The organism is Dactylosporangium sp. NBC_01737, from assembly GCF_035963215.1.
In the GTDB taxonomy this organism is placed as follows: domain Bacteria; phylum Actinomycetota; class Actinomycetes; order Mycobacteriales; family Micromonosporaceae; genus Dactylosporangium.
On record NZ_CP109153.1, the window covers coordinates 4,802,465 to 4,824,569 of the forward strand.

General features: G+C 68.2%; 22 protein-coding genes and 1 tRNA gene. 5 read left to right on the forward strand and 18 right to left on the reverse strand.

Annotated features, from left to right (window positions below; genetic code table 11):
- Nucleotides 1-39 precede the first annotated feature (39 nt).
- Together cmk and der are read left to right on the forward strand one after the other, a co-directional pair.
- On the forward strand, nucleotides 40-711 hold the full coding sequence (cmk, locus tag OHA72_RS21920; RefSeq protein WP_327009646.1) for a (d)CMP kinase: 672 nt from the start codon (nucleotides 40-42) through the stop codon (nucleotides 709-711).
- Nucleotides 712-810: 99 nt separating this feature from the next.
- Entirely contained in the window at nucleotides 811-2,136 is a 1,326-nt protein-coding gene (gene der, locus OHA72_RS21925) for a ribosome biogenesis GTPase Der (protein ID WP_327011636.1), read from the forward strand.
- 136 nt (nucleotides 2,137-2,272) lie between these two features.
- On the opposite strand, the gene OHA72_RS21930 is transcribed toward der, so the two are convergent.
- From OHA72_RS21930 to OHA72_RS21945, 4 genes are all read right to left on the reverse strand, one after another.
- The gene (locus tag OHA72_RS21930) at nucleotides 2,273-3,079 is read right to left on the reverse strand and encodes a hypothetical protein (RefSeq protein ID WP_327009647.1); all 807 of its coding nucleotides are present in this window, start codon (nucleotides 3,077-3,079) and stop codon (nucleotides 2,273-2,275) included.
- 59 nt (nucleotides 3,080-3,138) lie between these two features.
- Nucleotides 3,139-3,870 carry a hypothetical protein gene (locus OHA72_RS21935; protein ID WP_327009648.1) on the reverse strand — a complete coding sequence of 244 codons (732 nt, stop codon included), beginning with the start codon at nucleotides 3,868-3,870 and terminating at the stop codon, nucleotides 3,139-3,141.
- Between the two features lie 44 nt (nucleotides 3,871-3,914).
- Nucleotides 3,915-4,616, reverse strand: a complete 702-nt coding sequence (locus tag OHA72_RS21940; protein WP_327009649.1) for a hypothetical protein — start codon at nucleotides 4,614-4,616, stop codon at nucleotides 3,915-3,917.
- Nucleotides 4,617-4,782: 166 nt separating this feature from the next.
- Nucleotides 4,783-5,175, reverse strand: a complete 393-nt coding sequence (locus tag OHA72_RS21945; RefSeq protein WP_327009650.1) for a VOC family protein — start codon at nucleotides 5,173-5,175, stop codon at nucleotides 4,783-4,785.
- Nucleotides 5,176-5,270: 95 nt separating this feature from the next.
- Between OHA72_RS21945 and OHA72_RS21950 the strand changes: the two genes are divergently transcribed.
- Nucleotides 5,271-5,344 (forward strand) — tRNA-Pro (locus tag OHA72_RS21950).
- 69 nt (nucleotides 5,345-5,413) lie between these two features.
- On the opposite strand, the gene OHA72_RS21955 is transcribed toward OHA72_RS21950, so the two are convergent.
- From OHA72_RS21955 to OHA72_RS21990, 8 genes are all read right to left on the reverse strand, one after another.
- Nucleotides 5,414-6,589 carry a site-specific integrase gene (locus OHA72_RS21955; RefSeq protein ID WP_327009651.1) on the reverse strand — a complete coding sequence of 392 codons (1,176 nt, stop codon included), beginning with the start codon at nucleotides 6,587-6,589 and terminating at the stop codon, nucleotides 5,414-5,416.
- Entirely contained in the window at nucleotides 6,589-6,780 is a 192-nt protein-coding gene (locus OHA72_RS21960; RefSeq protein ID WP_327011637.1) for a helix-turn-helix domain-containing protein, read from the reverse strand. The genes OHA72_RS21955 and OHA72_RS21960 overlap by 1 nt, the downstream gene beginning before the upstream one ends.
- A gap of 49 nt (nucleotides 6,781-6,829) precedes the next feature.
- Nucleotides 6,830-8,542, reverse strand: coding sequence for a replication initiator (locus OHA72_RS21965; protein ID WP_327009652.1), 1,713 nt, complete (start codon nucleotides 8,540-8,542; stop codon nucleotides 6,830-6,832).
- A 134-nt stretch (nucleotides 8,543-8,676) separates the two neighbouring features.
- Nucleotides 8,677-8,919 (reverse strand): hypothetical protein, encoded by a 243-nt coding sequence (locus OHA72_RS21970; RefSeq protein ID WP_327009653.1) that lies wholly within the window; start codon nucleotides 8,917-8,919, stop codon nucleotides 8,677-8,679.
- The gene (locus OHA72_RS21975) at nucleotides 8,916-9,245 is read right to left on the reverse strand and encodes a hypothetical protein (RefSeq protein ID WP_327009654.1); all 330 of its coding nucleotides are present in this window, start codon (nucleotides 9,243-9,245) and stop codon (nucleotides 8,916-8,918) included. Before OHA72_RS21975 ends, OHA72_RS21970 begins: the two co-directional genes overlap by 4 nt.
- Nucleotides 9,242-9,493 carry a hypothetical protein gene (locus OHA72_RS21980; RefSeq protein ID WP_327009655.1) on the reverse strand — a complete coding sequence of 84 codons (252 nt, stop codon included), beginning with the start codon at nucleotides 9,491-9,493 and terminating at the stop codon, nucleotides 9,242-9,244. The genes OHA72_RS21975 and OHA72_RS21980 overlap by 4 nt, the downstream gene beginning before the upstream one ends.
- Nucleotides 9,490-9,888 (reverse strand): hypothetical protein, encoded by a 399-nt coding sequence (locus tag OHA72_RS21985; RefSeq protein ID WP_327009656.1) that lies wholly within the window; start codon nucleotides 9,886-9,888, stop codon nucleotides 9,490-9,492. The genes OHA72_RS21980 and OHA72_RS21985 overlap by 4 nt, the downstream gene beginning before the upstream one ends.
- Nucleotides 9,885-10,076, reverse strand: a complete 192-nt coding sequence (locus OHA72_RS21990; RefSeq protein ID WP_327009657.1) for a hypothetical protein — start codon at nucleotides 10,074-10,076, stop codon at nucleotides 9,885-9,887. Before OHA72_RS21990 ends, OHA72_RS21985 begins: the two co-directional genes overlap by 4 nt.
- 446 nt (nucleotides 10,077-10,522) lie before the next feature.
- On the opposite strand from OHA72_RS21990, the gene OHA72_RS21995 reads away from it, so the two are divergent.
- Entirely contained in the window at nucleotides 10,523-11,692 is a 1,170-nt protein-coding gene (locus tag OHA72_RS21995) for a helix-turn-helix domain-containing protein (RefSeq protein ID WP_327009658.1), read from the forward strand.
- Here OHA72_RS21995 and OHA72_RS22000 read toward each other — a convergent pair.
- Nucleotides 11,676-11,888 (reverse strand): winged helix-turn-helix domain-containing protein, encoded by a 213-nt coding sequence (locus OHA72_RS22000; RefSeq protein WP_327011638.1) that lies wholly within the window; start codon nucleotides 11,886-11,888, stop codon nucleotides 11,676-11,678. The two genes, OHA72_RS21995 and OHA72_RS22000, sit on opposite strands and share 17 nt — an antisense overlap.
- A 1,132-nt stretch (nucleotides 11,889-13,020) precedes the next feature.
- On the reverse strand, nucleotides 13,021-13,815 hold the full coding sequence (locus OHA72_RS22005) for a hypothetical protein (protein ID WP_327009659.1): 795 nt from the start codon (nucleotides 13,813-13,815) through the stop codon (nucleotides 13,021-13,023).
- Between the two features lie 571 nt (nucleotides 13,816-14,386).
- Here OHA72_RS22005 and OHA72_RS22010 point away from each other — a divergent pair.
- Complete coding sequence (locus OHA72_RS22010) at nucleotides 14,387-15,607, forward strand: site-specific integrase (RefSeq protein WP_327009660.1); 1,221 nt, start codon at nucleotides 14,387-14,389, stop codon at nucleotides 15,605-15,607.
- 262 nt (nucleotides 15,608-15,869) lie between these two features.
- On the opposite strand, the gene OHA72_RS22015 is transcribed toward OHA72_RS22010, so the two are convergent.
- From OHA72_RS22015 to OHA72_RS22030, 4 genes are all read right to left on the reverse strand, one after another.
- Nucleotides 15,870-19,394, reverse strand: coding sequence for a DEAD/DEAH box helicase (locus OHA72_RS22015; protein ID WP_327009661.1), 3,525 nt, complete (start codon nucleotides 19,392-19,394; stop codon nucleotides 15,870-15,872).
- Nucleotides 19,379-20,191 (reverse strand): hypothetical protein, encoded by an 813-nt coding sequence (locus tag OHA72_RS22020; protein ID WP_327009662.1) that lies wholly within the window; start codon nucleotides 20,189-20,191, stop codon nucleotides 19,379-19,381. Before OHA72_RS22020 ends, OHA72_RS22015 begins: the two co-directional genes overlap by 16 nt.
- Before the next feature lie 394 nt (nucleotides 20,192-20,585).
- Nucleotides 20,586-21,008 carry a hypothetical protein gene (locus OHA72_RS22025; protein WP_327009663.1) on the reverse strand — a complete coding sequence of 141 codons (423 nt, stop codon included), beginning with the start codon at nucleotides 21,006-21,008 and terminating at the stop codon, nucleotides 20,586-20,588.
- Nucleotides 21,005-22,000: a hypothetical protein gene (locus tag OHA72_RS22030; RefSeq protein WP_327009664.1), complete on the reverse strand. Its 996-nt coding sequence runs from the start codon at nucleotides 21,998-22,000 to the stop codon at nucleotides 21,005-21,007. The genes OHA72_RS22025 and OHA72_RS22030 overlap by 4 nt, the downstream gene beginning before the upstream one ends.
- Nucleotides 22,001-22,105 lie beyond the last annotated feature (105 nt).

The following is a 22,105-nucleotide window of genomic DNA, read 5'->3' on the forward strand; positions in this document are numbered from 1 at the left end:
CTGTCGAACAGCAGTGGTCATCGGGGTGAAGGAGCCGGCGTGTCAGGGACTAGCGGCCAGTTGGTGGTTGCCGTCGACGGGCCGTCCGGCTCGGGCAAGTCCACGATCTCCCGCCGGGTGGCACAGGCCCTCGACGCCCGCTACCTGGACACCGGCGCCATGTACCGGGCGGTGACCTGGGCCGTCCTGCGCGACAACGTCGACCTCGGCGACGCGGAGAAGATCCACGCCGTCGCGGCCGCCGCCACCCTCGCGATCGGCACCGACCCGGCCGCGCCGCACATCAGCGTCGACGGCGTCGGCGTCGACACCGAGATCCGCGGTGCCGAGGTCACCCAGGCGGTGTCCGCGGTGTCCGCGGTCCCCGCCGTCCGGGCGCTGCTGGTCGCCCTCCAGCGCGACATCATCGCCGGCGCGGCGCGCATCGTGGTCGAGGGCCGCGACATCGGCACCGTCGTCGCCCCCGACGCCGACCTGAAGGTCTATCTCACCGCCTCCGCGGACGAGCGGGCCCGGCGCCGGAGCACCGAGAATGCCGCCAACCAGGCCGCGACCGCAGCCGACCTGGCCCGGCGTGACAGACTTGACTCGACGCGCGCCGCCGATCCGCTTCGCCAAGCCGACGACGCCGTTGTGCTCGACACCACCGCGCTCGGCATCGACGAGGTGGTCGAGCGCCTCCAGCGGATGCTGGACAAGGTCACCGCATAGGCGAGCGCCGGCCCCCCGGCAGTTGAACAAAGGATCCCCGTGAGCGCTGAGGCATCCACAGGTGCCGAGGTCGACGTCGACGTTGTCGATGACGTCGAGCTGAGTGTGCCGATCGTCGCCGTCGTCGGCCGACCCAACGTCGGCAAGTCGACCCTCGTCAACCGGATCCTGGGCCGCCGTCAGGCGGTCGTCGAGGACGTCGCGGGCGTCACCCGCGACCGGGTCGCCTATGACGCCGAGTGGACCGGGCGGCACTTCACCGTCGTGGACACCGGCGGCTGGCTGCCCGACGCCAAGGAACGCGCCAAGGCCATCGCCACCCAGGCCGAGATCGCGACCCAGACGGCGGACGTCGTGCTGTTCGTGGTCGACGCCACGATCCCGCCGACCGCCGACGACGAGGCCGCCGTCCGGATGCTGCGCCGCAGCGGCCGGCCCGTGATCCTCGTCGCCAACAAGGTCGACAACACCCGCATCGAGGGCGAGATCTCCAGCCTCTGGGGCCTCGGCCTCGGCGAGCCGTTCCCGGTGTCGGCCCTGCACGGCCGCGGCTCCGGCGACCTGCTCGACAAGATCCTCGCCGCGCTGCCCGCCGCGAAGCCCGCCGTCCCGCGCGAGGCCGGCCCGCGCCGCATCGCGCTCGTCGGCCGGCCCAACGTCGGCAAGTCCAGCCTGCTCAACAAGCTGGCCAAGGAGGAGCGCGCGGTCGTCGACTCCGTCGCCGGCACCACCGTCGACCCCGTCGACAGTTACGTCGACTTCGGTGGCGAGACCTGGCACCTCGTGGACACCGCCGGCCTGCGCAAGCGCGTGGCGCACGCCAGCGGCACCGAGTACTACGCCTCCCTGCGGACCAACGCGGCGATCGAGGCGGCAGAGGTCGCGATCGTGCTCCTCGACGCGAGCGAGGTCATCTCCGAGCAGGACCAGCGCATCATCACCATGGTCATCGAGTCCGGCCGGGCCCTGGTCGTCGCGTTCAACAAGTGGGACCTCGTCGACGAGGACCGGCGGCACCTGCTCGGCAAGGAGATCGAGCGCGAGCTGCGCCGCATCCCGTGGGCGATCAAGGTCAACGTCTCCGCGCTGACGGGCCGGGCGGTCGACAAGCTCGCCCCGGCACTGAACACGGCACTGGAGAACTGGGAGCGTCGCGTACCGACGGGACAGCTCAACCAGTGGCTCACCGCGCTCGTGCAGCAGACCCCGCACCCGATCCGCGGCGGGCGGGCCCCACGCGTGCTGTTCTCCACGCAGGCCGGCGTGTCACCGCCGAAGTTCGTCCTCTTCACCACGGGCGTGCTCGACCCCGGCTACGTCCGGTTCGTCGAGCGCAAGCTCCGCGAGGAGTTCGACTTCCTCGGCACCCCGATCCACATCACCGTGAAGCCCCGCAAGAAGAACAGCCCTCGCGGGAAGAAGTAACCCTGGCCGCCGCCCGGCGCGGCAGCAACGCTTCCGTGGCGACGGCCACGACGACCAGCACGGCGAACACGGTCAGTCCCATGCCGGCGAGTTCGGCCGGTGCGCGCCCCAGTTGAGGCGCGCACCGGTGCCGCACCTAGGCTGCTGCCGTCTCCTCCGTCGTGCCCGCCTCGATCTGGTCCTTGGCCGCCGACGCGCTGCCCAGGATGTCGATCTCGAGGCCCTTCGCCAGCCACGACGCACCGAAGCACAGCACCGCCGCCGTCTCGCCGATGATCAGGGTGTACGCGTCGGGCCAGCCGAACGCCTCGGTCAGCGCGATGTACGCCACGGCCGCGGCGATCCCGGCCGCGCACGCGTAGTGGAACGACCGCCAGAACCCGGGGGAGAACCGCGCCCGGTGCCCGTCGCGGCGCTGCGACCTGGCCCCCTCACGGCGGCCGAAGAAGTAGCTGATCACCCCCAGGCAGAGGATGAACGTCGCGGCGCAGACGTAGTGCACCTGCTGGACGAGGGCCTCGCCGAGCTTGTCCTGCAACGGCGACGTCGGGACCATCCCGCCGCCGGGCCGCCCCGTCGCGAACAGCGCCACCCCCACCGCCGCGACGCCGGCGACGGCGCTCAGCGTGTTCTCCAGGTTCCGCTCGAAGAACTTGTAGAAGATCAGGAAGAACGCGGTGACGCACAGGCAGCTGACGAAGATGTCCCGCATGCCGGAGTAGTAGTACGCGCTGAGCGACCCCCGGGGCCTGCCGCCCTCGAACAGGAAGCCGTCGCCGAGCAGCAGCGTCACCGGCAACAGGATGCCCATGACGCCGATCAGGGTGCGCATCAGCAGGAACGAGCGCAGGTAGAGGATCCGGGACTTCAGGTTCTCGTCGGCCTGGTCCTGGGTGGAGTCGGGACGCTGCGGAGCGTCCACCGGTGGGGTGAGGTAGCCCATGGTGCCCTCCAAGTGATGTCACTGGAAAGAGCACGCTGTGACGCATCTGATACGTCCCGTCAGAGCCGCTTTGCGGACACGACCGAGACGCCGCCCTGGGACTCGCCGAACTCCCACCCGGCGATCAGGTCGTACCCCTCGTCCAGGGCAACCGCGCCCGGCGGCCAGTATCCGGCGGCGACGTAGCACGCCCCGGTGCTGCGCGCGTAGTCGTCGTCCAGGGCGTGCAGCCGCAGGTGGTCGCGCAGCCGCTCGTCGCCGACCCCGGCGAGCACCTCCTCCCACCGCGCCGCGGCCCGCTCCCCGCCCGCCGTGAGCAGCCCCTCCGGCCCGTGCGCGGTGAACGTCGCCTGCCGCATCGCGTCGAACAGCGTTCCGTCCGTGGCGATGCGCAGCGACGCGTACACCTGATGCCGCAGCGACTTCGCCTGCCTGCCGGCGAGGTCGACGCCGAGTGCGGTGAGCTGCGCCCCGCTCACGCCGGTCGGGGCGAAGCACGCCTCCGGCAGCCGGTCGCGCAGCTCGTCGTCGAACGCGAACCGCGAACCGGCCAGGTCATACCGCCAGGCGAGCGGTTCGTGCTCCTCGTCGGCCCACGTCGCGTCGACGTCCGGCACGCGCACCGGCGCGCTGCTGGCAAGGGCCTGCGGAGTCAGCCACCGCGCCGGCAGCAGGAACTCGTCCAGGGTGTCACCGCCGTAGTAGACCTCGGCGGGCTCGCCGGCCCCGATGCGCCGGCCGAGCAGCAGCTCGAACGCCGCCCGCAGCGTCGCGTCCCAGTCCCCGCTCACGCGCCCTCCCTCGGTTCCGCTCACGTGCCCTCCCTCGGTTCCGCTCACGCGCCCCCCTCGGCTCCGCGCATCGCCAGCACGACCACGCCCGTCTGGCCCTCCCCGATCTCGAACCCGGCGAGCAGCGTCGCGCCGCGGTACGGCACCGGCGGCCCGACCGGCCAGTGCCTGCCCAGGTACTGCGCCCCGTACGCCCGAACGCCCTGCGCCGTCAGGCAATGCATCCGTAGATGATCGCGCAGCACGCCGTCGCCGACCGTCTCCTCGTACACTCCCTGCGGCAGCGGATGATTCAGGTCCAGCGCCGCGTGCATCGCGCCGGCGAGCGTCCCGTCGCTCGGCAACCGCAGCGCTGCCGTCACCGTGAACTCCAGCGCCTCGCGGGTGCCCGGCGAGCGCAGGTCCACGCCGTGCCGCTCGAGCACCACCGCCAGGTCCCGCCCGTGGACCATCAGCTCCGCGTCGAGGTCCTCGCCGACGGCGCGCAGGTCCCGCACGAACGCCTCGCCGTACACGTCCCTGAGCACATCGGCCTCGAACCCGAACCGCGACGCGTCCAGCACCACCGTGCGCGTCATTTCCGCGATCTGTACGGGTTCCGCCCGCCGCAACGCCTCCGGCGTCAGCCACGCCGCGTCGAGCAGCACCTCGTCGGGCCACGGACCGCCGACGTACGCGGCGTAGACCACCCCTGGATCGAAGCTGTCCAGGGGCCTGCCCAGCAGGATCTCGAACCCGCTCGTCATCACGCGCAGCATGCTGCCACGCCACCCCGCGCCGGGCCGCCCTCGTTGGACACCGTTGGTCACGCCCGCCGGGCGGCTACCTGCGCGGTCTCGGGCTCGGCCTGTGCGCTTCCAAGGCCACGTGGTTGCCGTCCGGTTGTGTGGCCCCAGTCACAGCTTCTGTCTACTATGCCGGTCCCAGCAGGTCCCACCGGTTGCCTGCGATGTCGAGGAAGACGGCCACCTGGCCGTACACCTCGGAGCGCGGCGGCCGCACGAACTCGACGCCGGCCGCCTCCATCCGCGCGAACGTCGCCGCGAAGTCGTCGACCTGCAGGAAGAAGCCGACCCTGCCCTTCACCTGCTCGCCGACCGCCTCCCGCTGCCGCTCACCGTCAGCCCTGGCCAGCAGCAACCCGGTGCCCCCACCGGGCGGCCGCACCACGACCCACCGCTTCGGCTGCCCGTCGGTCGTGGTCGCGGGGGAGTCCTCGACCAGCTCGAACCCCAGCACCTCGGTGAAGAACACGATCGCCGGCCCGTACTCCTCCACCACGATCGTCACGAGATCAAGTCGCATCCAGGCACCCTAGCCCGGGACGGGGATACTCCCGCGCAACGTGACTCGGGCATGCGCTAGTCTGTAGCGGCTGCTCCGGACGGCGTCCGGGTGCACGGGACGTAGCGCAGCTTGGTAGCGCACTTGACTGGGGGTCAAGGGGTCGTGGGTTCGAATCCCGCCGTCCCGACGCAGGTCAGAGGGCAAAGTCCATTGATGGACATGCCCTCTTTTGCGTCCTGAGTAACCAACTGAGTGTCTATCCCTCCTCGGTGCGGTCCGTCTCAGCGGCGAAGATCCGATCCATGGCCACCGCGCCGTGCAGCAGCACCGGCCTCAGTTGGTGGCGGTAGACCGTGCTCGTCACGGTCGTGCCCGAGTGGCCGCACAGGTCGGCGATGTCCTCCAGCCGCACTCCCTCGTCGGACAGCAGCGACACGAAGCTGTGCCGCAGCTCCCGGGGCGCCCACTCGTCGGCATCCAGCCCGGCGAGCTTGGCGACACGCCGGAACGCCCGCCGCACGTTCGCCGCATCGAGCGCCCGGCCCGTGGTCGAGGTGAAGACGAGCCCGGTCTGCTCCCACTTCTTCCCCGCAGCCTCGCGGTCCTCGTTCTGCTGCTGGCGCTGGACACTGAGCGCGTCCACGCACCGTCTCGGTAGGGCAAGAGTCCGCCGTGACTTGACCGTCTTCGTGTCGCCGCCCGCCCTCACCGAGTGCCATACCTCGATCGAGGGGGGCAGCGGCGGGTTCACCTCGGCGCGGCCCTTCAGGTCCACGTGCTCCCATCGCAGCTCGCGCAACTCCTCCGTACGGGCACCCGTCAACAGCGACACCACGAGGTAGGCGTACAGGCGACTTTCCTCACCTGCCGCCAACACCGCCCAGGCCTGATCCAGGGTCAGAGACTTCGACGGCCGGCCGTCCACGCCAGCGGGCACCTCGCAGAGCATGACGACGTTGCGCTTCACCTTGTCCCGAGCCATCGCCCGCACGGCCGCCCGCTCCAACAACGAGTGCAGCAGTCGCAGTGTGCGCGTGCTGAGGTGCTTCGCCTTTGCCGCCAGCCACCGATCGACATCGGATGCGCTGAGATCACGGAGCTTGCGAGCACCGAGGGCACTCACGATGTGGTTCTGCGCAAGGTTTGTGTAGTTGGCCCGCGTCTCGGCCGACCGTCCACTTAGGCCGTACGTGAGCCAGTCAGTCATCGCGTCGGCGACGGTGAACCCTTGCGGCGCTATGGCGAGCCCGTCCTCATGGTCGCGCAAGACCTCCTTCAGCTTCGCGTTGGCCTCAGTCTTGGTCTTGCCGCTTCCGCGTCGCACGATGCGCTTACCCGCCGGGGTGTACCCGATGGTCACGGATGCGATCCAACGCTGCCGCCGCTCGTCCCAGTACAGACCGCCGTCGCCACGACCTCGACGCTTGGTCATCAGGCTGCCCTCCCGGTGCTTTCTCGCTCAAGAAGCGCCACGTAGTCCGCAATGGCCGACGCGGGCACGAGGCGTGCGCGGCCCTGGTGAACCGTCCGCAGGCGGCCAGCGCGGATCTGCTCATAGATCACAGTTCGGCTCATGCTGAGCAGCTCCATCGCCTCTGGTACCCGGTACAACACCCTGCGCATGCCGCCCGTGGCGGGCGCCTCGACTGATCTGTCCACCACCACACCCCGTTCAGGCCGCACGGCCGGTCCCTTCCTCTGACGCAGTTGCCGAAAGTTTTGAGCGCGCCCGGTTGATGCGCTGCCGCCAGCGATCCCGGGCGGTAATCGCAGCCAGGAGCCGGTGCTGGTACGGGCGGACGTCGGGGTCGTCGGGTCGTGCCAGCTCGTAGAGGTACCGGCCGTCCGAGCCGCCCGCAGGCGCGGCGCCGGGGTCGGGTTCGGGCGCGTCGGCCTGGTCGTCGGCCTCGGGGTCGATGGCGAGGACGGCGCGGACCCACGCGGCGTTGTCGGCCCGGATATCCGCGACGGTGCGGGCCGACCACTGGCGGGAGACCAGGACGCGGCGGCCGGTGAAGCCGAGCGAGGCGGGTTGGTGAACGCGGCCTTTGCAGCGGCCGGGGACGAGGCCGGGTTTGGCGTTCTTCGGCTGGACGCCGTAGAGCAGCCAGTTGGCGCAGGTCGGTGCGCACGGCAGTGTCGACAGCTCTTCGCGGAGGCGTTCGAAGTGCGCCTGTTGTGGGTCGGAGGTCGCGCGGGCGGTGCCGGCGACGTCCTTGGTGATGTACTTCGTGACGTAGCGGATCGAGCGTTCCGCGTCCTTGTCGCCGTGGTTGATGCCGCGCGGGTCGATCCGGCCCAGGCGGACCGTGTGCGCCGGGGTCGCGTCCGGGTCCTCGCCGATGGCGTCAAGGCTGCTGTCCCAGTCGGGCAACGGTTCCCGCGTCTTGGGGTCCACGTAGGACGATCGTTCGGCTTCCCAGTCCGGGGTGCGGTCGAGGCGGTACACAGGCTTGTCGAAGTGCGGCCACCACACCTGGTGGTAGGTCGCTTCGGCGACCTGACGCCACAGCTTGCGCGGCAGCGTCCCGCGCACGGCGAAGTGGGCGTGCGGGGCGAGGCGCCGTTGCAGCTCGACGGCCCCGGCGTACTGGACGCGCCACCCGGCGGCGCGGCGCAGGTTCTGCCACCACCGGTCCAGCAGCCCGGCGAAGTGGATCGCATCCAGTGCGGCGCGGCGGTAGTCGTAGCCGTCCGGGTCCAGCGGGGTGCCGAGGACGGGGTCACGTTCGCCGTGGCGGTTCCCGCACTCGCACGGCACGAGGTAGGCGCCGCGCCGCACCGCCGTGTGCACGCTGCCGTAGCCGGGCAGGGTCACGGTCAGCAGCGTGGAGGGGCGCCGGGTCTGCCCGTCGGCGTCGAGGTAGACGCGGCCGACGGTGCGGGCCGCGACCGGCAGCCGGGGCAGGTCCGCGCTGTCCTGCCGCCTGCGGGTCGAGCGGCGCCGGCGGGGCTTGACCCGACGCTCAGCCGGGGCGAGCGTGCCCCGGATCGGTGCGTCGGCGAGCGCGGCGTCCGTCTCGCCGATCTGTTCATCGAGGGCAGCGACCTGCTCCAGCTCGGCGAGCATCAGCGCGCGTTGCCGCTCGAACTCCAGATCGGCGCGTCGGTGGACGAGGTCCACGACGTCGGTGCCGGGTGGTTCGACGGGTGGGACCGGTTCGGTGTCGAGGTGCCAGCCCTCGCGGATCTGCTGGATGCGCAGCCGCCGGTTGCGTTCCGCGCATGGCTTGCACTTCGCGGCCAGCCTCGCGCCGCACGGCACCTCGATGATTTCGGTGCGGCCGGTGTCCTGATCGGTGCGGCGTAGCAGCACCGGGCGGATACACACGCCGTGGTGCTCCGCAGCGGCCCGCAGGACGTCCCGCGCGGCCGGTCGGCGCATCCGGTCAGCCCGGGAACCGGGGCGGGGATCGGTGTCAAGCTCGCCTTGACGCTCGACCGTCGACACAGGCGGAGGGCCTACCAGGGGCGGGGCACCGGGTGGCGGTGCTGTGGGCGGTCGTACAGCGATGGCGGTCACTGCCGCCTGCCCGTTGTCGTGCTGGTGTTGAAGACCTCGGCGAGCAGGCCCGCGTACTCGGCCGGTACCGGCTCGCGGTGGTTCTCCCACAGGAACACCAGCCGCAGCAGTAGCCAGACCTGCGGGAGGTTGACGCCGTTGCGGTCGGCGAGGATCTTCATCCGGCCGACCATCTGCACCGGCTCCCAGCCGCGCGCGAGCCGCATCCGGCGGAACGTCGGCGCCGTCGACTGGTTCACCGGCCCGCCCCCTGCGCGGCGAGCCCGGCAGCGAGCAGGACGTCACCCGGCGGCACCGCGATGCGCTCCCACGCGTCGACCGTGTGCGGCGACGGCGCCCAACCCAGCAGCGGCGCCAGGGTGGCGGCGAACTCTTCGCAGGTCTGCCCGAGCGTCGCACGCGCCGCCGCGACCTGACCGCGAGCCGTGACCGCGAGATCCGGCCGGTCCGCCATGCGCGGCAGGCCCACGCCGGTGCCCGTTCGGGCATGCAGGCGGCTGTTCCCAAGCCGCGCGCCCGACGACGGCCCGCGCGTCGGGTCCTGAACCAGCGTCAGCACCGTCACGCCGCCACCGCCGTTCCCCGCGCCGCCGACGGGACCGGCTCGCCGTTGGCGATTTCGGCCAGCGTCTGAGTCGCCAACGTCGGGGTGAACCCCACGCCGTCGCACCACTCGCACTCGCCGCCGGTAGCGAGGACCCGAAGTCCCGCACACTCAGGGCACGGCTCCCAGAACACGTCGATCGGCTTGCACCGCAGGTGCCGCACCGCGGTTCGCTGCCCACAGCCCAGGCACCGCGCCAGTAGCGTCATGCCGCCACCTCCGCGTGCCACGCGGACCGCGCGGCCGTAGCGCCCTGTTGGCGCCGCATCTTGTTGCGGAAGAGCGTGGCCCATCCCCGGGCCGCGTCCTGCCCATCTATGGAGGGCATCAGGCCCTGCCACGTCGCCCAGTCACAGGCAGCACCGGCCTCCTCGAACTGCCGAGCCACCTCACGCACCAACTCGATCCCGAGCCGGTTCACCTGCTCCACCACGATCGGGACCAGCCGCTCCAGGCACTGGTAGTCGCCCATGCCGATCCACGGCAGTCGAGCGGCGTAGAACACCACCTGCAGCTCAGTGACTGACAGAGTCGACAGGTCAACCGGTGTCGGCGCTCCCGCAGGACGGACCGGCAGGTCCGTCACCGACGCCCAGGCCGTCACCGGCCGACCTCGACCACACCGGACGTGCACACGCACGGCCAGCCGTTGGCCCAGCCGGCGCCGTCGCACACGTCGCAGACCGCCCAGAGGCACACCGCGTGGTAGTCGACGCAGGCCTGCGTCTGGCAGTCCCGCTCGCCGCACACCACACACCGGCCCGCGCAGTTCACCCGAGGCGGACCCGCCACCAGCTCTGCACCCGGGCCAGCCACCAACCCTGCGGGGGACTGGCCTCGGTCGCGGGGCGACCCGTGATACACCGGGCCGTCCGCAGGCGCGAAGGCGAGCCAGCTACCCGAGCCTTCTTCCATGCCGGTCGCGAACAAGGGCCGGGAGTACGTGATTTGCGTGGACGTAACGGGGATACGCTGATCCAGCATCGCGAAGTCCTTCCTAGGGAGCCGATGCACCGGCCTCGACGGGTTGCCGCCCGTCGGGGCCATCTTTTGCTTCAACTGGTGCGCACCAGTTGACTCCATTCTGTGACTGGTGCGCACCAGTGTCAACCTTTGAGCCATGCGCGACGTTCGATCTAAGGATCGTCACCCAAGGAAAGCGTGCGGCTACGCTAGGCGGGAGGGTTGCGCGTTGCCTAAGGGCCACCGGGCAACCAGGCAACGCAGATGATGGAGGCATGGCGCTGTTCGGAGAGATGCTGCGGCACCTTCGGCTCCAGCGAGGGATGTCACTCGCTGAGTTGGGCCGAGCCGTGCACTACAACAAGGGGTACCTGTCCCGTATCGAGACCAGTCAGCGAGTGGTCTCTGAACCCCTTGCTCGGCTCTGCGACGAGGTCTTGGGCGCGCGAGGAGACCTCATCGCGGCCGCCAACCTCGACATCACGGCCGCGCAGGACACTAAGCCGTCGCACACTAGCGAGCTGCTGCGCCGGATTCAGGCGAGTGACATCACCGGCGCCTCGCTTACATCGCTTCATGCCATGGTCTACGAGTTGTGCTGCCAGTACCCGTACCGCAATGCGACCGACCTCCGCGACGAAGCTCACGACTGGCTGCGCGAGGTGGCCAGAACGCTGAGGCAGCCCGTTGGCCTCAGTCAGCACCGAGAGTTGCTCGTAGCCGCCGGCTGGCTGGCACTCCTCGTCGGCTGCCTTGAGTATGACCTTGGCTTGCGTGCCAGCGCCGAAGCAACCCGGGTCGCCGCCCTCCAGCTCGGAAACGAGGCGGGAGCGACAGAGATCGTCGGATGGACCTACGAGATGGCCGCGTGGTTCGCGCTTACGCAAGGCCGGTATCAAAACGCGATCGACGCTGTAGCCGCCGGGCAGTTGGCGGACAAAGGGCACAGCGTCACAGCGCAACTTGCCGGGCAAGAGGCCAAGTCGCTTGCTCGTGTGGGCAGGGTGCACGAGATGCACCAGGCGTTGGACCGTGGCCGCGCCATCCTGGACGGTTTGCCGTACCCGCAGCGAACCGAGCACCACTTCGTCGTGGACCCCGAGAAGTGGGACTTCTACGCGATGGACGCGTGCCGTATGGCTGGTGACGACCAGGCCGCCGCCGAGTACGCACGCGCGGTCCTCAGTAGAGGCACCGGCGTCGACGGCGTCGACCGTTGGCCGATGCGTATGGCCGAGGCGCGGTTGACTCTGGCGGTCGTTGCTGCTCGATCAGGAAACCTCGAACAGGCGCGGGACCTCGGAGTAGCCGCCCTGGGCGGAGACCGGCAGTCTCTGCCATCTCTGCTGATGGTGGCTGGCGAGCTTGACGGTGAGCTAGAGCGCCGTTACCCGAACGAGGGCGCTACCGAGGAGTTTCGAGCGGCTATCAGGGCTTTGCGTTAGCCGGCGCCTGGGGCGGCGCCAGCGGCTCGTCGCGCAGGCAGACGAAGTAAGCCCGCCCATGTTCCGCCCGGACCAACCCCTCGGCGGCCAGCTTTACGAGCACCAGTCGAATTGTCGTACGCCCCGCGCCTAGTTCGGTCGCCAGCGTTCGCTCAGAGGGTAGCCGCTCGCCGGGACGCAGCGATTCTGTGACCATCGAACGGAGTGCGTTCTCCACTCGCGTGGTTACCTCTCCCACCCTCGACCCCCTTTGGGCTACTAATTTACAGTCACTGGTGCGCACCAGGGTAGCCCCACCCGCGAGGTCGAACGACTGCCGATTTGGTCTCTACTTAGATCAAGGCGCCGCTGGCGCGGCGCAGGGTCGGGTGGCATCAGCGTTGCGTCGGGGTGCTCTTGCTGCTTTGAGCTACCGCGATCTCCGTCATGGCTTGGACCGTTGCTCCCGCAGCCTTGTTCTTCGTGGATAGTCGCGCTCTTTGCCTCCGGCGGGACGCTCTGACACCGGGGAGGTCGCTCCGCTCCCGTATGCCATCGACCAGGCCGAGCCCAGCAGACCGGCACCGGGCTGGCCAGACCGAGCCGCTACGCGGTCGCCTCCGGCGAGCCTGGCCAGCCCGGCACCGATCCGCTTCCCCAAGGGGTGTCCGACGGCATACGGGGAGACTCCGCTCAGGTGGGGGAGGGGCGCACTTGGCGGTTCGAGGGCATGGGAAGCCCTCTCGCAGGAACGCGGCCCCGGCGCATAGCGCCGGGGCCGTAAGCCGCGCGAGCGGCACGCCGTGCCCGTAGCGATGACGGCCCAGCCCGATCCGCCGGCATCGGCCCCGACTGTGGGCTGTCCACGCTTACCGTGGGGCGGGTTGCACGCCCGCTCGGGGCACGCCGCGCCTTGCCGCTTCGCTCCCGGCGCGGCGACCCCGGCAGCGTGCTGGCTCCAGCGGTAGCTCATCCGTACGGCCGAAACGGCACCGTCGGGCAGACGAACCTACGCAGTGCGGGCGACCGCGAGAGCCCTGTCAAGGCGAGCTTGACGCCTTACCGCGCAGCCGAGGTGACGCCCTCACCGGGCGGCAACCGGCGACCAACTGGTTTTGTTCGCGAGTATGGGCACCAGATCTCGCTGAGTTTCGGCCCCAGCGAGATCTCACCGATCTCGATGTTCGCGAGTTTAGGCGCCACCGTCGGCGGCAAAGGCTGGGCCTGTCGCCGAATCGGCGTTCCGCTCACGCACCGTGATGAGTGCCGGGCCTCGACGCGCGCTGTCTGCGGATGAGGACTCCCGAGCCAGTGCGATGCGTGGCGGGTGTGGGCGGACTCCGTGGTTGTCAGGTCTCGAACAGCCTTCCCTGGGCGTTGGAGACGCCGAGCGGCTGGAGTCCGTCCGCGAGTCGACTGGCGATGTCTAGATCGGGGAGGGAACGGCCTGCTAACCGGCCTTCGCGTACTTCGACGGTTCCGCGGAACCCACCGCCTCGGAACGTCTCGCGCAGATACTCGACGAAGTGTTCACCGAAGGGGCTCTGGTCGGACATGACCATTCCGTAGATGCGAAAGTCAGCGCTGTCGTCCGGCAGCAGAACTTCGTAGTGATCGCCGCCGCTGTAGTTGGCCTTATGACATTCGTCGGGTGCCAGAAACCATGACCGCTTTCCGAAGTCGGCCTGCCACGCCGCGCGCTTGCAGTTCAACGGCTCCACCATCAGCGGGTCGTACTCGCCCAGGTACTCGATGGGCTCGGTTGGCACCGCGCGCCGCTTGCGCTCATTCCAGCCGACCAACTGCTCCCACGACTGCCGAAAGTCGACCGTACCGACAACCTCGTAGAACGCACGCAACGACAGCGGCAGCGGGCCGTGACGCTGCTCGAAGTTGTCCAGCTGGTCACCCGCATCCGCCGGTGGCGGAACGTGTACCCGGTCGGGTTCCTTGAATCGGTAGCCAGCGTCGTCCAGACGCCGGCGTACTGCCTCAACATTGGAGCGCACCCGGCGCATTGTCTCCACGGCAACACCGTGGGCGTCTTCGAATACCTCTTCACCACGCACCGATGGGCCCAACTCGCGAAGGTCGGCCCAGACCTGCTCATGCTCGCCGCGAAGATAGCGCTGGAGAAAGCTCACCGAGCGATCTTCACGGTCACCTCCGCACAAAGCAAGGTCCAGGCCCGCATCACACAAGAACGTCCGCTCATCGGCAGAAGTGCGCGCGGGAGCCATGGTTCGTCATGACGGACGGCATCTACGGAGAGTAGCTTGGCGTCCGAGCGCCGGCTCGGCCTGTGCCTCAATGGTCAACAAGTGGCGCTCGTTCTCACGGACACTGGCACCGCACGAGCCGGCGAGGTGGAGCCGGAACGGACGAACATGTGGCTCCCGTTCTCGCGAACGAAGTCAACCAGCAGTGCTTCAGCGACCGCTGAGTGTCCAACTGAGTGTCAATCGCGGCACACACCAGCGGACACTCACACACACCGACGGACGCGGATTCCTTACGCCGCAAGGCATCTGGCCAGCTACATAGACCATGATCGTTGCCTGGGGGTCAAGGGGTCGTGGGTTCGAATCCCGCCGTCCCGACCATGGCTGACCAGGCAAGATTCAAGATCTTGCCTGGTTTCCGCTAACGGTTCCGCTAACGGAGATCGCGCACAGTCGGTCGAGTTCTCACCCCGTTAGCGGAGGGGATCGACCCGTGTCTATCTTTAGCTATCAGCTGTCCCGTGGCCAGACGCGCTGGCAGTTCACCATCGACTTGCCCCCGGCGAGCGACGGCAAGCGCCGTCAGATGAACCGGAAGGGCTTCCTCCGTCAGGAGGACGCCCAGGCGGCGGAGACCGAAGCCCGCAAGACCTACGCCCGCGCCGACTTGGCCGCCGACGGCAGCTTCGCCGCGGAGTTGGAGCAGTGGCTCGGCGAGCGGGAGCTGGACGTCCAGGAAACGACCCTCGGCAACTACCGCGACATCGTGCGGTGCTACATCTCGCCCCACCTGGGCAGCCGGCAGGTGTACACCCTCGACAAGCGCGCCATCCACGACCTCTACAAGACGCTGCTGGCACGGGGTAGCAAGCGCGGCGGGCCGCTGTCGCGCACGACGGTAGGCAACGTGCACCGGGTGCTGATGAAGGCACTGTCGGATCTGCACATCGAGATCGAGGGCGTTCGCAAGCCGCGTCGGGAACAGCGGGAGACCGCCGGTCGTAAGGGCGTGTGGACTGCCGAGCAGGCGGGCCGGTTCCTGGCCCACCATGCCGAGCACCGGTTGTATGCGGCGTGGGTGCTCGCCATTGTGGGTGGACTGCGCCGAGGCGAGCTCCTCGGGCTCAAGTGGGACCGCGTCGACCTCGAGGGCGGCGTACTGCAGGTGTACTGGCAACGCACCACCACCTCACGCGATGGCGCCATCGAGAAGGCACCCAAGGGCAAGAGCAAGCGCTCAGTCGCGATCGGACCCGCCGCGGTGGCCGTGCTGCGGGCCCACCTTGTGCGCCAAGATGCGGAGAAGGAAGCCGCTGACGATCTGTACGAGGACGGCCGTTACCTGTTCTGCCGCGAGGACGGTCAGCCGTACTACCCGCGGTACCTGACTCAGCAGTGGGAGCGGGCTTGTCTTGCCGCCGGTGTGCCGGTGATCGCCCTGCACGACGCTCGGCACACCTCGGCTACGGCTGGCGCCGATGCCGGTGTGCCACAGCACATCATGCAGGGTCGACTCGGCCACGCCAGCGGGCGCACAACCGATGAGGTCTACACGCACGTCCTCGACCTCAGTGCGCGCAAGGCCGCGGAACTGATGGAGACGGCCATTTTCGGCCCCGCCCAGCCGCCGGTTGAGAACCGCCAAGCTGGCACGACCCCGCATCCCACCCGGAGCCTGGCTGCCGCCCGCCGCCGTATTCGCCGCGCAGCGTAGGGAAGGAAGGACCGTGGCCGCCGCCTGGTCCGCGGCGGCCACGTCTGACCCGGACCACGCATCACGCACCATCGAGATAGAAGCCGCAGCGGCCTCTCGATCCGTCGGCGTCTGGCGTACGCAAGCGCATGTGCCCTAGCCATCATGGCCGCGCCGGAACGTTGAGCTCCACATCGCCGAACGGCACCCAACGCGTCAGGCTGGCTACTAAATGTGCCGGCCGCGTTGCGCGTTCCGGTGGAGTCCGCAAATGCCCGTTCACCTATTCCGTGTCTACGAGCGGCAGCGAGATGGTCAGTGTCGGCGGTTCGCTATTGACATCGACGGCGAGGTCGATCGCCAGCCCGGTGTCGAGAATCGCGGACACATCAGCGTGATCCTGAGAAGCGATCGTGGCGAGGTGAGTTTGTCCGGCATAAACGGCAAGCGGAGCCGGCTCCGCTGCGTTGCGCGCCGGCTGCAGCCGCAGTCGGCGCCTTGGCCGGGTGATCGTGGCCTCTGGAAGGTCGACGCTAACCGTGCCGTCCTCCAGCAGGGTTCTAAGCAAGCTACGCCGCCGCAGCCGCGTGAAGCCGAGCAGGTCAAGGATTTCCGAAGCGGTGGCGTCGTACCGGTCCCGCCATTCGGCGATCCCCATGCCGGCCAGCCAATGCCGCAGGTTGTTCTGACTGGTCTCGAAGTCGTCGGGGAGGTCGGCTGCGATCGCGTGTACTAGACGGCGGGAGCGGATGCCGCCGGTCATCAGGATCAGCGTGTCGGCGTTGTCGACACCGAAGCGGATGTAGCCGCCGAGATCTGGGCAAAGTCGGTCTGCGAAATCGACGTCGGCTAGACGCATGTTGATCAGCTCGACAAGTGCGCCGACGGTCCACGATAGGTAGTGCTCAAAGTGGCTGGTGACTGCGTCGACCATTTGCTCAATCCGCCAGGACGGCACCGGCACCTGCGCCAGATGCGTCTCTGCCAGCTGCGCCAGCGACGCGCCGCTGAGCCAGTCACGCAGAACGCGGGCGGCCCGCACCTCGATGTCGGCTCCCTGTTTGCTGACCCGAAATCGCCACGTCGGCGCTTCTGGCAGACCCAACAGGGTTCGTAGGACTCCTGGGAACCGGAACAGGAAGCCAGGGGCGGTGATGTCGCCGAGGTCTCCGTCCCGGCTCCGTGTGACGATCGTGCGGGCAAGCCGCTGTGCGAGGTCGTCGATGGATTGTGCCGAGCCGATGCTGGTACCCGTGCGGGGCCACCGGCGGCGCGCTGATTGGTCCGCGGAGATGTATCGAGCCTGCACTGCTCGAGCGACCCGTAGACAGATGGCGCGGACTGGCCCCGACAGCGTTGCGGCCAACGTCGAGTCCACGATGTCGGCGACGTCGATGTCTTCGGGCTCGGTGCCGGAATCCTCCTCGATTGCCAGCATCAACCATACGAAGCCGATAAAATCTGTCGCGGCTCGTCCCTCTGCCGTAAAGATGGCATCCTGATCGTCGCGCAGAGCGGTCTCCAGCGCGGCGAAGGACTCCAACGCCTGCTCGGTGAGCAGTGATGAAGTGACCGCTAGCGCATCGGGATCAGGGTCGAGGTCGGCGAAGTCGTTGCTGGTGGGCTGCGCCGCACGGGTCAGCACGATCCAGCCCTCGGTTTCCTTGCCTGCTCGGCCTGCACGACCCATTGCATTCACGAGCCGCGCACCGCGCATCAGAGTGTCTTCAGGCTGGCCGGCATAGGTCTGGTCGTAGATCACGACAGTTCGTACGGGCAGATTGACGCCGTCGGTCAGGGTAGAGGTGCAGGTTAGGTACCGCAGCTCGTCGTTGCGGACCGCTTGCTCCAGTGCCTCCTGCACCTCGGTCGGCAGGCCCGCATGGTGGAAGCCCACACCGCGACGCAACGGCTCGACCAGCGGATGGGCGTCTCCGAGCTGACCGCGGACAAAGTCGACCAGCGTCGCGAGCGCCGGATTCTCCTCCCCAGACTCGGCCAGACTTCGTGCGATCAGCTGGGCCTGTGAGCGGGTACCGGTGACCACCAGGACAGATCCAGCGTGGCTAAGCATCTCCATCATGTCGCTGGCAATCTTGTACTGGCGGGTGGATTTGCCGCTGTCGGTCTCGATCTTGGGTGGGAACTTGTCGGCAGTGGTCGCGTTACGGATCAAGCGCCAGCCGGTGTCGCCTTGAGTGGTCAGACGGGTGGTCTCGCCATCTGCCAGCCGAAGCCGGACCAACCCACCGATCGGGGTGATGTGGCGGAAGAACCACTTGGTGCGCTTCGTGACCTTGATCGGCTCGATCTCGGTGGCCGCGAAGTCCGCCTGTGTCGTGAATACGGCGTGCAACCGGCGGGGGCCACGCCAGGCCGATTCGTGTAGCAGCGTCTCACCGTCGGGGTTGAGCCATTGCGCGATCGCGCCGGCGTTACCCATCGCCGCGGAGATCAGCACGATCCGGTGGTCGGTGTCATGGGTCAGGTAGTCGAGGATGGCAATCGTCGACTCGAACACGAAGCCCCGGCCGGCCTCCTTGATGTGCTGGGCCTCGTCAAAAATGAACATGCCGAAGCGGTCTAGGACCGCCTGCGCATCGTGGCGGAACATGTGGGCCAGCCGCTCCTGTGTCATGACTTCGACGTCAGGCGGGGGTCCGGCATCAATGACGCCGGGCTGGGCGAACAGTGACCACGGCGAGGTCGGGAAGTCAGGTTGGTCGGTTCCGGTCTCCTTCTGCAGGATCCGGACCCGCTCACTCATTGCCTGGCGGACCTCACGGCACAGGCTCCGGGTCGGAGCGACGTAGCAGACCGCCTGACCGGTACGGTCGAGCTGCTCCACGGCAAGCAGTTGCGCGAGCAACGTCTTGCCACCGCTTGTCGGCACTGCGAGGACCATGCGTCGGACCTGCGGATCAAACGGCGACCGGGGACCCGTGAGCAGGTCCCGCTGCGGCTCCCAGAGGGTCAACACTGCCGGTGCGCCAACGGTAAACGCCTGCCGGACGAGTCGCGGCACAGTCGGCGGTATGACCCCAGGGTTCCACAACGAGCCTGCCTGCGCCTCGCCCGAGAGCGCTAGAAGGTGCGCGGCGACCCACCGTGCATCAACGTCGTCCGGACCTGCCTCGCCGTTGATGACCTGCAGAAGCCGGGTCTGGCCCCGTTCGAGGCGACCGACTGTCCCGGCAGTGAAGTAGGCGAGGAGGTCGTCGGCGCCCAGGACGACCATGTGCGCCGGGCCGAAAATGGTGCTGGTTAGATCAGCCAATCCAGATGCACCCGCCAGCGTTGCCAGCTGCCGGCGCCACGCATTGAACCAGGCGAACAGCGACCGGGTTTGGAACCCGAGAAACGCCAGGCCGGCTTCCAATGCCAGGGTGTCGGCATGGTCGGCCACGGGTTGGTCGACGATGATGAGCTCTCGCAGCTGGTTCATGATTGCCGTGGCGTTCGGCTCCCGCCCACCGCGGCGGTAGCCGATCGCCGCCGCGAACCCTAAGGACAGTTGCTCCGCTGGCGGCCAACCGTCCTGCTGTAACGCAAGGTCGAAGATGTGGGCGCTGACGACGAACGCCTGCCGTTGACGCTGCGGGGTATACCGCTCCCGGGCTTGGTCAACGGAAGCGACGCCGTGCAGGTACCACGCCGCGTCGAGCAACTGTGGGTCGAACTCCGGGCGATGGAGGAAAAGTTGCACCTCCATTTGCCCCATAAGCTGCTGCAACTCCTCAGGCGACGGGATGCCGCTCCGGCCGCCCAGCGCCGCAGTGAGCGTCGTGAGGTCTAGAGCCCGGTCCACACGATCTCCCTGACCCGAACGGCGAAGCCCGGAAAGTCCGGCACCGCGACGATCACGCTCTCGGTCTGCTCAACGGACGTGAAACTCGGAAATGCAGTCCGGATCGATCCAAACGCCCGCGGCGTGCTGGGTGCGTGAGCGTCCGAAGTCCCGACCGACACGCCCACGCCGGCACGGTCACTGCTGTCCAGCCACAATTCGACGACTTCGGCGTAGAAATCGCCGATCGGACCGCGCTGCTGGACCGTGTCCGGACCAGCGAGCTTGGCCAGGTATTCGTTGCCGCGGCGGGCCAGCTGCTTGCTGGCCCGCCCGATTGTGGCCGAGATCGGTTTGGTGGCCTCGTGTTTCTTGATCTCCCACAAGCGGAACACGTAGGCGCCGTTCACTTCGTAGACCACCAGACCATCGCCGCCGGGTTCGAGCGGATCGGGTTTCACCGAATGCGCCTTGACGAGATGACGACCGCCACTACAGTTTTTCCGCTCTTGGATCAGGCGGTTCCACAGCAGCTCAGCAACTAGCCCTTGCAGGTGATCGGCGTTGGCAGGGCTCGTGGGTAGACCGAAGCCGAGCTTGGCGTACGTGGCCACAGTAGCCGCACTCACTACGTCGCCTGGGTCGCGGCCGTCGCGGACGGAACGCCACCGATCGAGCGTCGGCGACTTCCCACACCGCAGTTGCATCGCGTCGTCAGCGAGGAACTGGGCTGCGGTCTCACGGTCGGCGGCGCTCAGGGCCTGCCCGCCGATCACGTACTCGACCTTCGATGAGGTCGGTCCGGCGGTCAGTGCCAACAGCGATGTCAGCGTCCTCCTCTTCGATGGCACCTGCTCTGGACCTCCATCGCGCCGTCGTCACCTCCATGTGGTGCGCTCATTATCGCGTGCTTGACCGCCGTCGGTTGACGATCATTACGAGCGTGGTCCGGGGTTCTCGGCCACTGGGCTCGGCGGTTGACCGATGGCCCGGCGCACGACACCCGGCCGGGCCTTCTCGCAGACTTCTGTCGGCGGCGTTCCGGCGTGCGCGGCGTGACCTACGAGATCACGCTGCGCCGGTGCCGATTCACACGACCCGTCGCCAGGCCGCCGAAACAACCACAACAGGTTCCTGGGCAGTGTGAAGGCGGTTCGGGTTCTGCCACATCGGGTCCCACACCAGCAGCCGAAAGCGGCAGCCCTCATCGCGCTAGAGCTCGATCACCCGTCCGCTCTGCAGGAACTCCTGGACAACGAGCGAGGGACTCTTCAGATCCTTGAACGGGCTCGTCTTGGCGAGGTCCGTGATCGCGCCGAGGAGGTCCGACACCTGGGCGGCCGCGTCGACTCGATCTGAGGTCAGAGCTGTATCCAGATCGTCGAAGAGCCTCCGGAAGTTCTCACGGCGCTCGTCGAAGGTCTTGTCCAGAGCGGTCAGGAGGAAGTCCCTCTGGACCTGGATGATTTCGAGCTGGGTCTTCTCCCACGCTCGGATCTCCTCGCGCCGAGACGCTTCCTGCGCCACGACCGTGTACCACTCATTGGCCGAGGCCACGACTAGCCTAAAGGTATCGACGACCATGGCCGGGCTCGGCTTGGGGATCAACGCTGCGACTCTGCTGGATGTGCTCATGCGTACTTCCTCAGGATCTCGATCGACGCCTCAGTGAGTTCCCCCGACTTAGGGTCGAGGACCGGGGTGTTCAGGACCTCCCTAACTGCGGTAACCAACTGGAGCGCGCGCAAGAACTCGCGCGCATGGAGTTCTGGATCGAACTCCAATGCTTCGAGCACATCGAGAGCGTGAGTCGCTCGCTGGGTCAGGCGACCGAGCAGAACTCGAAGCTCCTCGATACGTCGGTCGGCGGCGCCGAGCATGTCGTGAGCGAGGCCGATTCGCTCGATTTCGACTTCCACCGTCGCAACGAAGTCACGAGCCTTGGTCTTCGTACGAGCGCCTACAACGCCTATGGTCATGCCGCTAATGAGCAGGGCGGGAACGATCGTTACGAGGCCAAGGACGGCCTCTCCAACTGCCACCCCGCCACCGCCCGCTGCCACCGGGCCGCCTCCGAGCCAGGCCAGCGTCGCACGCTGAGCTGCGGCGCCGCTCAGTGATGAGATCGCCGTGCCGGTGCTTGCAGACGCAAGCGTCGAAACGCCCCACAGAGCTGCCGCCTGTGCTGAGACGCCAGCACCGACCGCGCTTGCCAACCCGGTGACTCCCGTGGTGACGTTCTCAACGCTGGCAACGTACTTCGGAATGCTCGGAACCTGGATACGCACGCCGTCGACCGTCTTGAAGTCGAGGCGTTTGACGAGGTACTCGTTCCGTTCGAGCCAGTCCGCTAACCGGCCGACTGCCTCTTGGTGAACACGTATCTGGAAATAGCCGTACTCGTTGACCGCTCGTTCTGTACTTACCCGAGCGGCCTCGCATTCGGCGACCGCCCCCTCGAAACGCTTCTGGGCCTCTTTCCGCATGGTGCGTCCCTTTGCGGTGTCCACACCGCCCTTCACACCAACCCCGACAGCAGCAGCGGCGCCCACGCCGAGTGGAACCAGGAGTTTCCACCCTGCCTTCCCGATCATGGGGATGGCTCTCAACGCAGTCTGGATGACCACCTGTGCACTGACCTCCTCGGCGCGCCTCTGAGGCCGCCCTCACTTCTCCCGCGAGGCCCGAGCTGTGGCCGTCACCATGGCTCTCACGCCGGGTCCGAACCACAG